10 protein-coding genes are annotated in these 15,616 nt (G+C 43.4%); all 10 read left to right on the top strand.

The features are described from left to right. The first annotated feature begins 24 nt into the window (after positions 1 to 24). The 10 genes from ACLGGO_RS00580 (at position 25) to ACLGGO_RS00535 (ending at position 15,538) form a co-directional block, all read left to right on the top strand. The gene (locus tag ACLGGO_RS00580) at positions 25 to 2,226 is read left to right on the top strand and encodes a GumC family protein (protein ID WP_446417883.1); all 2,202 of its coding nucleotides are present in this window, start codon (positions 25 to 27) and stop codon (positions 2,224 to 2,226) included. A gap of 424 nt (positions 2,227 to 2,650) precedes the next feature. Further along, positions 2,651 to 3,496: a heterocyst development glycosyltransferase HepC gene (hepC, locus tag ACLGGO_RS00575; RefSeq protein WP_446417882.1), complete on the top strand. Its 846-nt coding sequence runs from the start codon at positions 2,651 to 2,653 to the stop codon at positions 3,494 to 3,496. Between the two features lie 130 nt (positions 3,497 to 3,626). Continuing rightward, positions 3,627 to 5,477 (top strand): heterocyst formation ABC transporter subunit HepA, encoded by a 1,851-nt coding sequence (gene hepA, locus ACLGGO_RS00570; RefSeq protein ID WP_446339476.1) that lies wholly within the window; start codon positions 3,627 to 3,629, stop codon positions 5,475 to 5,477. A 15-nt stretch (positions 5,478 to 5,492) separates the two neighbouring features. Next, on the top strand, positions 5,493 to 6,386 hold the full coding sequence (locus ACLGGO_RS00565; RefSeq protein ID WP_446417881.1) for a sulfotransferase family protein: 894 nt from the start codon (positions 5,493 to 5,495) through the stop codon (positions 6,384 to 6,386). Positions 6,387 to 6,424: 38 nt separating this feature from the next. Further along, complete coding sequence (locus ACLGGO_RS00560; RefSeq protein ID WP_446417880.1) at positions 6,425 to 8,398, top strand: CRTAC1 family protein; 1,974 nt, start codon at positions 6,425 to 6,427, stop codon at positions 8,396 to 8,398. A gap of 19 nt (positions 8,399 to 8,417) precedes the next feature. After that, a complete protein-coding gene (locus ACLGGO_RS00555) occupies positions 8,418 to 9,305 on the top strand; it encodes a sulfotransferase family protein (protein ID WP_446417879.1) in 888 nt (295 codons plus the stop codon). 91 nt (positions 9,306 to 9,396) lie between these two features. Further along, entirely contained in the window at positions 9,397 to 10,221 is an 825-nt protein-coding gene (locus ACLGGO_RS00550; RefSeq protein WP_446417878.1) for a class I SAM-dependent methyltransferase, read from the top strand. A gap of 102 nt (positions 10,222 to 10,323) precedes the next feature. Then, a complete protein-coding gene (locus tag ACLGGO_RS00545) occupies positions 10,324 to 13,692 on the top strand; it encodes an FG-GAP-like repeat-containing protein (RefSeq protein WP_446417877.1) in 3,369 nt (1,122 codons plus the stop codon). 32 nt (positions 13,693 to 13,724) lie between these two features. Beyond that, the gene (locus ACLGGO_RS00540; protein WP_446417876.1) at positions 13,725 to 14,603 is read left to right on the top strand and encodes a sulfotransferase; all 879 of its coding nucleotides are present in this window, start codon (positions 13,725 to 13,727) and stop codon (positions 14,601 to 14,603) included. A gap of 50 nt (positions 14,604 to 14,653) precedes the next feature. Continuing rightward, entirely contained in the window at positions 14,654 to 15,538 is an 885-nt protein-coding gene (locus ACLGGO_RS00535) for a sulfotransferase (protein WP_446417875.1), read from the top strand. Positions 15,539 to 15,616 lie beyond the last annotated feature (78 nt).

Genomic DNA, 15,616 nt, shown 5'->3' with positions numbered 1-15,616 from the left:
TTTATCCATTCCAGTTGAGCAATCGTGACAGTGACATCAAATAGTACCCAGGGAGCAGATACCGATTTTGGTTACGGGCAACTGTTTGCCATCCTACTACGTCGGCGTTTTTGGTTTTTCGGTGTATTTTGTGGGGTTTTGGCGATCGCGATTCCTCTGTCGCTGACCAAAACGCTTACCTACCGGAGTTCCATGCAGCTATTGGTTGAGCCTTATTTTAAAGAAAATAATCAAAATAGACAACCGGCTTTTGAAGATCAGGTTAAGGACTCGAATCTAGAAGTAGACTATGCCACCCAGTTAAACCTGATGCGGAGTACTCAACTTTTGCAACAAGCCGTGGATTTACTCCACTCCCGATACCCAAACCTTGAGGTGGAAGCGCTTAAGGAATCGTTGACGGTTACCCGGAAGCAGGAGGGGAAAACAGAGACCAAGATTGTGCAAGTGGATTATACCAGCAATGATCCAGTTAAAACCCAAAACGTCTTAGAAGCGATTCAAAAGGTTTATCAGGAGTTCAGCCTCCAGCAGCAGCAACAACGCATCGCCGAAGGTTTAGCGTTTATCAATAACCAGTTACCCACCGCACGACAGAGCGTCAGCCAAGCCGAGCAAGCCCTAGAACAATTTCGCCAAACCCAGAACCTGATTGACCCGCAGCAGCAAGCCACAACGGTAACACAAAGGCTGAACATGATTAAGCAAGAGCGAGAGGCAATTAACGCTCAGTCACAAGAAACAAGGGCGCGTTATCAGGAACTACAACAACAACTGGCACGTTCTCCCCAAAAGGCACTCACCGCTTCCCGCTTAAGTGAGTCATCCCGTTACCAAACCCTGCTGGATGAACTGCAAAAGACAGAACTCGCCTTAGCAGAGCAACGGGTGAGATTTACCGATGCCGAACCCAGTGTACAGAACCTGCTGCAACAGCGTCAGCGCCAGCAGGAACTGTTGCAAGCAGAAGCCAATCGGGTATTAGGAGAAGTGCGAGTAGAAACAACAGAAAGCTTAGAGAAAGCTGGACAGTTGGGAGATACAGACTTGAATCTTTCGCGCCAGCTTGTGGAAGCCAAAACATCTCTGGAAGCCCTAGAAGCAAGGGATCAGAGTTTGGCACAAACTCAGCAGCAACTCCAAGGGCAACTCAGTCGCTTTCCCCAACTGATAGCGGAGTACGAACGCCTGCAACCCGAAGTGCAAGTTGAACGCAATACCCTGCAAAAACTCGTCGAAGCCCGACAGGAGTTAAGCATTGAAATCGCTAGGGGGGGATTTAAATGGCAAGTGGTGGAAGCTCCCCAGTTGGGCAAGAAAATGGGACCTAACACGAAGCAGGATTTGATGCTGGCTGTGGTGGTTGGGTTTTTCTTGGGTGGAATGGCTGCTTTTGGACGGGAAGCGCTAGATGATGCCGTGCATACCTCAGATCAGTTGAAGCAAAAGGTGGCACTGCCTTTATTGGGTATCTTACCCCAATTGCCGCGCTTGAGTACCAATGGACGGCTGATACACTTTCCCTTCAGTAAGTCACCCACTCCTGAACCGGAAACGCTCCCCATGCTGCAATCTTTGCCCTTGCGGGAATCGTTAGATCTGATCTATAAACATATCCAATTTCTAAATGCTGATGCCATACTCAAGTCTTTGGTTGTCACCTCCGCCCTACCTGGTGAGGGGAAGTCCACGTTTGTATTGGGTTTAGCATTTAGTGCCGCTCGCTTACACCAGCGGGTACTCTTAGTTGATGCGGATTTGCGCCGTCCAACACTGCACCAACAGCTTCACTTGTCTAATGATCAAGGACTGGCAACCCTACTTGCTGATCAAACCCTAGAGTTCGAGCCGCAACAGCTTTCCCTATTCGGTGTCGAGATTGAGGTGTTAACGGCTGGACCAACGCCACCCGATCCGGTTAAGTTACTCGGTTCTCGACGAATGAAGCAATTAATGGCAACCTTTGAACAGCGTTATGACTTGGTTTTACTTGATACTCCGCCAGTTCTGGGCATTGTCGATGCCATGCAAGCGGCTTCCTTTTGTCGGGGTGTGGTATTAGTTGCCCGCTTAGATCGGGTGACACAATCAGAATTGATGGAGGCAACCAATCTGCTCAGTCCCTTAAACGCGATCGGTGTGGTGGCAAATGGTGCTAGTAGTTATACCAATCGTTATGTTGCTTATGCTCAGCAGAGTAAAAGTCAATTACTAGAGCTTAACTAGGTATTATTGCTTATTGGGTAGTGGCTGGACTATCGGACATAGGACACCGATTCCTTTTATTAATTCGCCCGCATCTAAGGGTTACTATAGTGCGTTTCAATGAGTTAAATAGTTTTGAAATAGCAAGTCTTGCTGGGCAAGGTTTTCCGTATCATCTGTTTTCATGAATCATTGAGACGGGCTATAATTCCAGATGTTCTTCATTGAATTTTCATCGAGGCTTCATCGAATCTTTACAATACACTGAAGCAAAAATGTTTTTATTCAATTAAGATTATTATACGAGCGAAATAAAAACATTTTTCTGTCGGCAAGTGCCAAGAGGGTCATCTACTCATAAATACTCATGATCAACTCCCAAGTTGTATTTAAGACTTCAACTTTTACTCACCAGCAAAAGACAGAACGTTGTCCACACTCGTGTATGCTGAAGTGGCGACAGGATAAATTGCTGGTCAGGCGCACAGATGTAGCCAACCAACCTTGTCTGAGTACACTTGAGAATGAGCAACGGTTAACTGAATGTTTAAAACGTTCCCCAGTCAAACTCGTTTCCTTAGATTACGAACTAGGAGAGACTCAACTCAAGCGTTGGGCGGATGCTTGTGAGCAAGCGGGGAAGCCCGTCTTTCTGCGAATTCCTTCGCTTCGGGAATTACCGAGAAAGCGCCGTCCCCTAAATTGGTTTCTCAAGCGTATCCTTGATGTACTTGCTGCTTCTTTTTTATTACTTGTGTTGAGTCCCATCCTGCTGCTATTAGCATTTTTGGTTCGCATGTCCTCGCCAGGACCGATTTTCTTCAAGCAATGGCGGATTGGGAAACGAGGCAGGTTTTTCCGGATTCTCAAGTTTCGCACCATGGTGGTGGATGCGGAGAAGCAGCACCATCAAGTGATGGGTGATATGCCAGGATTACACAAGCGCGAAGATGACCCCCGTGTGACCCCTCTAGGGCGTTGGATGCGAAAGTATAGCTTGGATGAATTAACCCAATTAGTTAATGTGGTACGGGGTGAACTCAGCTTAGTTGGACCCCGCCCCTGGGCTTTGTATGATGCTGTACGGCTGAGCCCTGAAGGAAGGCGACGGTTGAATGCACGACCTGGAATCACGGGAAGTTGGCAGGTAGAAGCTAGGTCAACTCTGCTGGATTTAGAAACAGTTAATCATTGGGATCTCGACTATCTCCGTCGTTGGTCAGTGCGGCAGGATCTGATGCTGCTGTTGAAAACAGTTCCCAAGGTACTCTCAGGTTTTGGCGCTTACTAGATGAGGCGGGCTGCAACTATTCACCCGTAAAAAACTTGACCCTGCGTCTGTTGTCGTCTTGAATGTTTTTGCTAGCATCGAGCGGCTCCCAACCTAACTCTAGTCTAACCCTGCTGTTCATCAAATACCCATGCCCCTAAAGGTTCCTAACCCAATCCGCAATTTCCTGAAAACCACAAAATTTTGGCAGGATAATGCTTTTATATTTCGGGAGTTTAAAAACTTTCGCCGAATTGCTGTTCTGGCTGTGGTGTTTACATTACTGGCGGCAATTTTTGAAGGATTCGGAGTTGGGTTTATCCTTTCCTTCTTGCAAAGTTTTACCAGCCCAGAGGCTGAGCCAGTTAAAACGGGAATTGAGTGGCTTGATGTTTGGGTATTAGCTGTCAATGCACCCGCTAGGGAACGACTCTATCGGGTCTCTGCTCTGATTTTACTGGTTACTTGGCTGCGATGTGGGTTGACCTACTTAGGACTGGTTTATAGTAAGATTGCTCAGATTAATCTCATTGATGGGCTGCGAAAGCAAATGTTTGAACAGCTTCAAGGATTGAGTCTGAGATATTTTTCTAAGACTCGTTCGGGTGAACTGCTCAATAGTTTAACGACTGAGATTGAGCAAATTAAACAGTCTTTTGAGGTGATGGCTTTTCTGTTTACTCGGGGTTCAACCCTAGTCGCTTATATCATCTCAATGGTGTTGATATCCTGGCAACTGACGATCATTTCCTTGATGTTGTTTACGCTGCTTTCCGTTGGAGTATCAACATTGATTGCTCGGGTACGAGAAGCCAGCTTTGAACGGTCAAAAGCCAATGGAATGTTTGTCGCCACAGCCGTTGAATTTATCAGCGGAATTCGCACGGTTCACGCCTTTGCTACCCAGGATTTTGAACGCAGGCGTTTTTATGGTGCTAGCTCAGAAATTGTCAATACGATGACTAAAATCGTGAAAGCGAGTAATTTGGTCGGGCCGCTTTCCGAGGGGATGTCCATTACAATTATTATTGGGATGTTGCTGTTTGCTGTTACGACGTTTATTCCCAATAATCAGCTACAACCCGCTTCATTTTTGACGTTCTTATTTGTCTTGTTTCGCCTAATGCCCATTGTGCGTCAGTTCAATGGAACTCGAGCAAAACTTGGTGATTTTCAAGGGTCACTGAATAATATCAAAGAGTTACTCAGGAGTGACAATAAACCCTATTTTAAAGATGGAACCGTTCAGTTTCAAGGCTTACAACGAGGGATTGAGTTTGTCGGTGTCGATTTTGGGTATGAGGCGGATAATCTTGTATTACATAACGTTACGCTAACCATTGAACGAGGAAAGACTACTGCTTTGGTGGGGGCGTCTGGTGCGGGTAAAACCACCTTAGCGGATCTAATTCCCCGATTCTATGATCCAACACAGGGAAAGGTTTTGTTGGATGGCATCGATTTGCGGGAATTTGACATTAATTCTTTACGTCGTCGGCTAGCGATTGTTAGCCAAGACACGTTTATTTTTAATACATCAGTTCGCAATAATATTGCTTACGGCACAGAAGCAGCCGATGAGACTGCCATTCGGGAAGCGGCTCGTTTAGCCAATGCCTTGGAGTTTATCGACGAAATGCCCGAAGGGTTGGACACCCGTTTAGGCGATCGCGGAGTAAGGTTATCAGGGGGACAACGACAACGGATTGCGATCGCGCGAGCTCTGCTGCGTAACCCAGATATTCTGATTCTGGATGAAGCCACGAGTGCCTTAGACTCGGTGTCAGAGCGGCTGATTCAGGAGTCATTAGAGCAACTTTCAGTGGGACGAACCGTGATTGCGATCGCTCATCGGTTATCGACGATTATGCGGGCGGATAAAGTCGTGGTGCTTGAGCAAGGGCAGATTGTGGAACAGGGAGGATATCAGGAGTTGTTGGAGAAGCGGGGTAAGCTTTGGAATTATCACCAAATACAACACGAATTGGGGCAAGTCAGATAGGAGATCAGGTGTTTTATGGTACTTCCTAATTTTTTGATTATCGGTGCGGCTAAAGCGGGAACTAGCTCTCTCTATTACTATCTCCAACAACACCCGCAAATTTATATGAGTCCGGTTAAAGAACCCAAATTCTTTGCCTTAGAGGGGGAAACTCTTGATTTTCAAGGTCCGGATCAAGGAATAAATCGAACCTCTAGAACCAGTTTTGCTGCCTACAGCGAACTGTTTCAGGATGTGTCCGATGAGATTGCGATCGGTGAAGCGTCCCCGATCTATCTTTACAGCCCTAAAGCAGCAACAAAGATAAAGCACTACCTCCCCAATGTAAAGCTCATCGCCATCCTGCGTCATCCCGTTGATCGGGCTTTCTCAAGTTTTGCCCACTTAGTTCGAGAAGGCTATGAAACCCTTTCCTTTGCCGAGGCTTTAAGAGAGGAGCCAATCCGGATACAGCAGAAATGGGCACCCCTTTTTTACTATAAGCAAAAAGGATTCTATTATGATCAGCTCAAGCGCTACTATGATATATTTGAGCGATCGCAGATCAAACTCTACCTTTATGAAGATCTGGCGGCAAACTCAACGGCTGTTGTCCAAGATATTTTTAGATTTCTGGGTGTAGATGATACATTTACCCCTGACTTAAGTCGAAAAAATATATCGGGCGTTCCTAAAAGTAGGCTGTTGTATTCTCTGTTTAATCGAGACAACCCGATCAAGTCGGCGTTAAAACCGCTTTTTCCGGAACAGCTCCGTCGAGATATTTCTGAAAGTTTTGACAAACAAAACTTGGGAGCTAAACCTATTTTATCGCCAGAGGAGCGCCAAGACTTGATGAAACTATACAAAGAAGATATTTTAAAGCTTCAAGACCTGATTAAACGAGACATTTCTGACTGGATAACATGAATAACTTTTTGTGCTGAATCTAAAAAATGCATCTAATAATGATTAAGCGTTTAAAGACTAAATATCCACTATTGACTATTCGTACATTAGCTTTAGTGATTTGTACGGCTATATTAGTGATTGGCATTAACTATATCGTTGGGCAACCTGCCAATGAAGAATTAAATCTTTCTACAGAAAATAAAACCTGGTTTACTTCCCGTCCTTTACGAACCCATGAGTTTAGATTATTTGACTTAGGCGTTGTTGATGTTAATTCTGACCAAAATTTAGATATCTTCACGTCTAATCATAATCATGGTCAGTTAATCTTGCTGGGTGAAGGCAATGGAGAATTTACCAAAAATAGGATATCGTCGTTGCGACTGGATCAAGACTACGATTTTCCTGGTCTGGAATATTCGGGAACTGAGCCTAAAATTAGTAAACCAGGTATATATATTTACTGGAAAGACAGAAGCTTAATTATAAAAAACAATAAAAATACTAATTCAATTCAAGGAATTATTAAATTATCTTCTCCCCTAAACATCAAAGAAAACAAGCAATTTGATGTCAATGTCACCGAAGAGAAAATTGCTTCCGGAGCCATTGTGTCAACCTTGGAATTTGAAAGTGAAAACAAGGACAGTAAACTCGTCTTTACACCTCATAACGTTAGCCTGCCGATCACGTTCCAGCTAGATAATGAACTTCCTCTAGATAGCGTGTTTGTCGGCAATCAATTTGTAAATCCCAAGTCCCACGAATTCTCCCTATATCTAAGAGACCGTCACGGTATGGCTTGGGCAGACTATGATGCAGAAGGCATGGTTGATGTTTTTATTGTGCGCGGGGGTCTCAAGGGGAGAATGGATAAAATTCCGGAGAGGTTCAGCGACGAATTATTAGTTGATCCGGGTAACCAAACTTTTCAAGATATTACTGCTCAATCAGGAATTGTCAAGGATGGCTGTCCAGCTTTACAGACGGCTTGGGTGGATTTTAATGCAGATAATCGTCTCGATATTTACACGGTATGCTATCAAGCGGCTGGTCGAACGGCTACGTTTCCCAATCAGCTTTACCGTCAGGATTCTGATGGTAAGTTTGTGAACGTGGCTAGCCAAACTAATCTGGATTTTCCTAACATGGGAATCTTTGCCTGGTTAGATGCGGATAGAGATAGAGATATTGATTTATTTTGGGTCGATGAAAAAGCGTTTTGGTTATATGTCAATGATTCTGGACAATTTAAACCTCAGTTAATTGGTTCAAATCCCGGAAGTGTGATTGAGAGATTTGAGGATAGCAATAAATTGACAGTTGCTGACTATGATGCAGATGGCGATTTAGATGTATTTTTTGCCTCACCCAACGCCAATGCCTTATTAATCAATAATCGCGGGACTTATGAAGTGGTTGAACCCCAGCAAGTCGGACTCCCAACTCAAGCTTTGACGGCTAACTGGGTAGATTACGATAACGACGGTTTAACCGATTTACATCTAATACCTGGTGGGTTATATCGCCAAGGTCAAGACCACAAATTTACAGCCACTCAGATGCTAGAAGTGAAATCCCCTGAATTACTGGAGTCCCGCGCCACTTGGCTTGATGCCGATAACGATGGCGATCGCGATTTACTTTTAGCCACACGGTATCACGATTCTATCCTGAATCGGTTTGTCAAAAAAGTATTTTCCCAATCCGCTTTACCCTCATTCTGGCAAGTAAAGCTGTATTCCAATATCGGTGCGACAAATCATTGGCTGCAAGTTCAACTCATTGGACCACCTAAAAATCGCCAAGCCATTGGTTCTCATGTTGAAGTGGTTACGTCTGACGGGGTTCAAATTCAAGCCGTTGGTCAAGCGGAAGGGTCGCACTTTTCTCAGGGACATTATCGGTTGTACTTTGGGTTAAGAGAAAGTCCTCAAGTAGATTCTATAAAGATAGTTTGGTCGGAGGGTGAGTTGCAGGAAATTAAAAATCCGCCCATTGATCAGTTGTTAATCATTGAAAAAGCTTAAGGAGAAAATAAAAATGGTCATGCCTAATTTTCTAATTATCGGTGCGGCTAAAGCTGGAACCAGTTCGCTTTATTCCTACTTAAAGCAGCATCCTCAAATTTACATGAGTCCGATTAAGGAACCGAGATTTTTTGCCTTAGAAGGTGAGACCCTTGATTTTCAAGGTCCAGCACAGGGAATAAATAGTCGTTCAGTGACTCAGATTGAGGACTATTGCCGCCTTTTTCAGGGTGTTACCAATGAGATAGCGATTGGTGAGGCGTCTACATTGTACCTGCACAGTCAGAAGGCGATCGCACGGATCAAGCACTACATTCCTAAGGTTAAATTAATCGCTATTCTTCGCGATCCAGCCGAGCGAGCTTTTTCTAGTTATCTGCATTTAGTTCGGGATGGTTACGAGACGCTTTCTTTTGCCGAGGGACTGGAAGCAGAAGAAAGCAGAATCAGAGAGAAATGGCAGCCGCTTTGGTATTATAAGCAGCGAGGATTTTATGCCGATTGGATTAAGCAATATTTTGCAGCGTTTGAACGAGATCAGATCAAGATTTACCTTTATGATGATTTGGTAGCTGACACAAGTGCTGTGGTAAGGGATATTTATCAGTTTCTGGGTGTCGATGATGACTTTACACCAGAATTAATCAAAGAGAATGTATCTGGTGTTCCTAAAAGTAGACTGCTGCAGGCTGTATTCACTAAAAACAACGTTCTTAAGTCTGCATTTAAACCGTTTTTTAATAAACAGATACGTCAGAGGATTAACCGTATTATAAAAAAACAGAATATTAGTGTTAAACCACTTCTAAATCCAGAGATAAGAAAAAACTTAATCAACATCTATTATCAAGATATTTTAATGCTTCAAAAATTGCTTCATATAGATTTGAATAAATGGTTGAAATAAATTCAAAAAAAAGTCAAGCAATAATCATTGCAGGTTGTCAACATTTAAATTAAGCTGGCTAATCAATCATCAAGAAAAAGGACAATTACAAATGAATGGATCATCAATCAGCCTCAGTGCATTAGAAAATGAACTCTATGATTTATGTTATATTTCACCACGAAAAATAGCAGGTAGAGACGAAAAAACATCTCGAAATTATGCAAAAGTAGCAGCAAAGAGGCATGCTCATACAGCTAAGCAAATTCTTGACTATGCGACTGCTCGTGGAATATCTAAATTAAAAATACTTAATGCATCGGGTCTTCAGAGTGGTCATCAAAATTTTTCAATTTGTAGCTTTTTACGGCAGCGTTTAGAGGTAGAATGGGTTGTGTTTGAAAATCCTGATAATCCTTTTCTTCAGTCCCCCGTCATGAAAGAGATGCTTAATGAATTAAATATTAATTGTCAACTTTCTGATTTTGCCAAGGAAGAACATCTGTATGGTGACGGTTTCTATGATGTTGTCATATTTACTGAGATAGCGGAGCATCTGGAACATAACACATTTTTGCGTTCTCTATCTGCGATACATGACCGACTCAAGGAAGATGGCATAGTAATTTTAACAACACCGAATCTGGCATCTATTGTTAACCGCATCAAACTGTTACTTGGCGATGATGACCTGAACTACTGGGGTGATGATAGCGAATACTTTGCCCACAAGCATTACTGGGGACACATTAGTTATTATGGTGTTAATAGACTTCGTCGGCTTTTAGTCACTGTTGGTCTTGACGTGGTAAAAAGTTACACTTTTGATTACAGAGTAAACAACCCAGGATTAACTAGAATTACTTTACCAATTTTATCGACCTTTTTTCCAAAAGGTAAAGGAACAATATTTCTGGTAGCTCAAAGAAAGCAGTAATACATACTTGTGATTCTGTAATATTGCACTGAAAAATTACTAAGACAATTAACTGAAGTTATCGAAAAATAGGAAAGTGTTATGTGCGAAATATGTTACTTAATGAACCAATCATATGATTGGAACTATGAAACGCAGTCGCGTCAAAGCCAAGCGATAGATGATGGGGAGCAGTTACTAAATCAGTCACTCATAGATAGAATTAGTAGTAATACTGAGTCCAAAAAAAATAGTATTACTGCACCAATAAATACTTTTACAGAAAGCAGTCATAGTGATAATGACATTAGGTTTAAAGAAGTTACGGACACAGCAGGATTTTCTTATAAGGGTTTAACGCTCGGTGCTGCTTGGGGAGATTTCAATGGTGATAAATTTCCCGATATCTGGGTTAATAATCACTTTAATCATCCTGGGATTTTATATCTAAACCAGAAAGATGGCACTTTTACTGATGCTACCTCTACCGTCTTCTTGCTAGAAGAATTAACAGCAGGTTCAGGACTAAGCTCTGATCATCATGGAGCAACATGGGTAGATTTTGATAATGATGGAGACCAGGATTTATTACAGCTTGTTGGTTCACCGACAACTGAACCGAATTTATTATTTGTTAATGAGGGAGGTGTACTCAGAGATCGGGCGCCAGAATTAGGTCTAGCTTACGCCAGCGCCAAGGCACAAGGTCCTATTTGGTTTGATTTCGATAACGATGGTTTGCTTGACCTTTTCCATGGCTCCACCAAAAGATCGGATGGTCTTGACCCCACGACAGTTTTTCGCCAAACCAGTAATGGTTTTGAGAATGTTGGTTCGATTGTTGTCCCCGGACTTGAATCAGAGACTGTAAAATTTGGTATTTTATCCGATCTTTCAGGAGATGGGAATTTAGATCTCGTATTGCCCCAAAACAAAACAATTTTCGATACGACTTCCACACCGTTTACAGACATAACGTCAAGTCTCTTATCAAGTACACATTTACTCTCAGGTAGTGATGTCGTTTCGGCTGACTTAAATGGTGATCTGCTGCCAGATCTATATTTGACAGGTAGAGGGGCGCAAGCAGAGTTGGGTCAAGTGACACCTAACGATATTAGCGTATTTTTTCGATCAAATGGCGACGAGAAAGGTGTCCAATTCAACACCACTGGAGAGGTTACTTTTAAATTTGCCTTAGCGTCCGCTGATAAAATTTTCATCGGCTCTAATGGCTTTAATCCTACTCCCGTTGACAACTTTAGTGAATTTACTTTATCTCCAGATGATCCAAATGTAGTCGGTATTTATCCTCATACTCCTGGTGTTGCTCAAGGAGTTTACATTGGCTATGATGCCAGCTTACAGCGTTGGCAAATATTTAACTCAATCAATCGAGAAGCTATTCTTGTTGAAGCGACTCAGCCGATTTCGGAATTGACAGCTATTGGTTTTAATCCCAATCCTTCTTTCCCATCGGATCGACTTTTGATCAATACAGATCAAGGATTAGTGGATGTCAGTAGCGAAGCTGGTATCAATAACATTAATAGTGCTGGCAACAGCGTAACGGCTGGCGATTTTGACAACGATATGGATGTAGACCTCTATATTGTTGCCACCGGGTCAGCTTTAAACCGGGAAAATATCCTGCTTGAGAATCAAGGGGATGGCACATTTATTCCGGTGTCAAATGCCGGGGGAGCCGCTGGTTCGGCGTTGGGGTTGGGTGACTCAGTAACGGCGGCTGACTATGATCTCGATGGTTTTCTTGACTTATTCGTCACTAATGGTTTTGTGGAAGGCACACCATTGTTCAGTGATAAAGGTCCCCACCAGCTTTTCCGCAACCAAGGTAATGGCAATAACTGGCTTCAAATTGACCTGGAAGGCACAGTCTCAAACCGAGACGGAATAGGGGCACGAATATTCGTGACCAGTGGAGGCGTGACCCAACTGCGTGAACAATCTGGAGGAATTCATAAGTGGGCGCAAAATCACCAGCGTATCCATTTTGGACTCGCTGAGAATACCCAAGTGGATTTATTAGAAATTCACTGGCCCAGTGGGATTGTTCAACAACTGGAAAATATTGCGGCGAATCAATTAATTACAGTTTTAGAAGCAGATAACAGCGGGGCAAATACGGCTCCAATCGCCATAGATGACGATGTAACCACTAATGAAAATACACCTGTCAATATCGATGTGTTGAGTAACGATAGCGATGCTGAGGCAGATGTACTGTCGCTGAGTATCGTTACCCCTCCAAGCAACGGTACTGCCGTAGTTGATGACAACGATACCCCTGATGATTTGAGCGACGATTTTATCACCTATACTCCGGCTGTAGATTTCACAGGTACTGATCAATTTGTGTATCAGGTTGATGATCTCCAGAGTACAGATACCGCCACGGTCAACCTGACAATTAACCCGCTCAGCAACACTTCTATCCGTATCGAAGCTGAAGACTACGCATCTGGTGGTCAGGGTATCAGTTATTATGACACCACGAAAAAGAATTTTGGCGGTGCTTATCGCAATGATCAAGTGGATATTGAAACCACATCTGATGTAGGTGGAGGTTACAACATTGGCTGGACTGACGCTGGAGAATGGCTAACCTACAACTTCACTGTACCAAAGTCCGGTCTATACAATTTAGTGGCTCGTGTCGCCAGTGGCAAGCATGGCATTCACCGTTTCAATGTCACAGTTGATGGGCAAACCACGACCCTTGAGTTTGACAAAACAGGCGACTGGCAGTCCTGGCAAAATGTAGTTGCCGAAGGTCTGAATCTTTCGGCTGGTTCTCAACAGTTACAACTGGATATCATCAATGGAGATTTTAATCTTAATTATCTGGAATTCATACCGACTCTAGAAGATAACACAATAAACGGTACGGCTGGTGATGATAATCTTAACGGTACGGCTGGTGATGATATCATCAACGGCTTTAATGGCAGGGACATCCTCAAGGGAGCAGATGGTAAAGACATCCTAAATGGGGGCGATAAGCGGGACGTGCTTCATGGCGCTGGTGGTGAGGACATCCTCAACGGCGATGCTGGCAATGATAACCTGAATGGGGGGTTTAGTGATGATATTCTCAATGGTGGTTTAGGAAATGACTTACTTATTGGTGGGTTCGGCAATGACACGCTTACCGGAGGTGAAGGTTCTGATAGATTCCGTTTTTTCCGAACAACGGATGGAGTAGACACGATTACTGACTTCTCTGTGGCGGATGACGAAATTCAGGTCAAGGGGGAAAAGCTGGGTGGTGATCTAGTAAAAGGTGTTCTTAGCGCAGAACAGTTTGTCCTCGGAACCACAGCGTTAGATAGCGAGGATCGCTTTATCTATGACCAAAGTACAGGTAATCTCTTCTTTGATATCGATGGCGCTGGCGGTAGTGACCAAAGATTGCTAGCAACTTTGTCCAACCAAGCCAATATCAGTTTTGCCGATATTGTGGTTTTTTAAGTAATACCTTAATAGAGGGAATATTGTCAGCTATGGACATGGACTATAATGTCATTTTAGGTTGTCCCCGATCGGGAACAACTTTTTTACTCGATTCTCTAAAACCTTTACCTCATTCAGAATGTATTTCTGGGCATTTACTGCCGATTGTCATTCCCCACCTGATCAATCGTGACCTCTGTCCCGAAATTTATCAATCACTTTTGACGGGATTTGAGTTCTCTTTGATCGATTTTATCGAATCGATCTCCGAAGAACGAGTCTCGGCAATCCACAGATGGCTAACTCAGTCAATGGGGACAACAGAACTGATTCAGGCGTTGCAACGAAAACGAGTCATCGAACGGATCATTTATAAAGAGCCTTTTCTCAGTTTTGCCCCAGAATTTACCTACAACGCTTTACCCAATTGTCGCATTGTCCATATCTACCGCGATGGTCGGGATTGTGCCGATTCTCTCATCCGAAAATACGATGTGTTGACGGATGAAAAGCTAACCAACTTGCGGACAGCCGAAGCCCCCCTCGGTCGTAAATATGATCACCGTTATGTTCCCTGGTGGGTTGACCAAGGTTTAGAAGCAGAATTTCTGGCGGCGACACCTTATGTAAGAGCTATCTGGATGTGGAAAGAAATGGTGCGTCGCTGTCATGAGTTCTTTTGTAGTCCCGATATCATTGCCAGTAACCGGGTCTTGTTATTGAAATATGAAGACTTAGCTCGTGATCCAATTCACTATGGAGAAGCCGTTGTTGCTCATTTTGGCTGTAACCTAAATAATCAGTTGCGCCAGAAATTTAAGCAAGCCAGAACCAGCTCAATCAGCATCTATAAACGACGCGATCGCGTCGAAATTGCCGCAGCCGAACAAATTGCTAAGTCCGAACTGGCGCTTTATGGTTATTTATAGGGCTAAGTCAAAACATCAGTGTTCACTGTACCCGGTTATGAACGATGATAATGCCTAATTTTCTGATTATTGGTGCAGCCAAAGCGGGAACTACTTCTCTCTATTCCTACTTAAATCAGCATCCCCAAGTTTATATGAGTCCAGTGAAAGAACCCCGATTTTTTACCCCAGAGCTTTATAGCATTTACAATAACGGGGTGAGAGATAATGGGCGAAGAACGGCTTTGACGTTAGAACAATATTGTCAACTCTTTCAAGGGGTTTCGACTGAAATCGCTATTGGGGAAGCGTCTACTGAGTATCTCTATATTCCTAAAGCGCCGGAACGGATTAAAAGCCATATCCCCAAGGCTAAACTCATTGCCATCCTTCGCAATCCGGTAGAGCGAGCGTTTTCGGCGTTTCTCTATCAGTTTCGAGATGGCGTTGAAACTCTGACGTTTCAGCAAGCCCTTCAAGAAGAAGAAAAGCGGATTAAAGCTGGGTTTCGACCCGGATGGCACTACAAACAAGTGGGATTTTATTACAGTCAGATCAAAGGATATTTGGATTGCTTTGATCCAGAACAGATTAGAATATATTTGTATGCTGATCTAGCATCAGATAGCTTGAATGTTGTTCAAGATATCTATAATTTTTTAGCCATAGACGATACGTTTATTCCAGATTTCAAGAGAGAAAACGTATCAGGGATTCCTAAACGAAGATGGTTACAGAACCTGTTTACTAAAGATAATCCGCTCAAATCAGCGTTTAAACCTTTATTTTCCGAGAAATTACGTCTCGCGATTCGCGAGAGTGTCAAAAAGCAAAATTTAGGAGCTAAACCTATTCTCTTACCTGAGATTCGTCAGGAGTTGCTCGAAGTTTATCGAGAGGATATTGAGAAGCTGCAAACGCTTATACAGCGAGACCTGTCGGCTTGGCTGAAATAGACTAATAGTTCTTTAATCGCTGAGGGGGAGCAGAGGGAGCTATGTAGAGACGTTGCCGGCAACGTCTGGGAGCAGGGG

This window comes from Coleofasciculus sp. (assembly GCF_046565525.1).
Lineage (GTDB): Bacteria > Cyanobacteriota > Cyanobacteriia > Cyanobacteriales > Coleofasciculaceae > Coleofasciculus.
The sequence above is the reverse complement of the archived record's forward strand: the minus strand, read 5'-3'. Positions and strand labels throughout refer to the sequence as shown.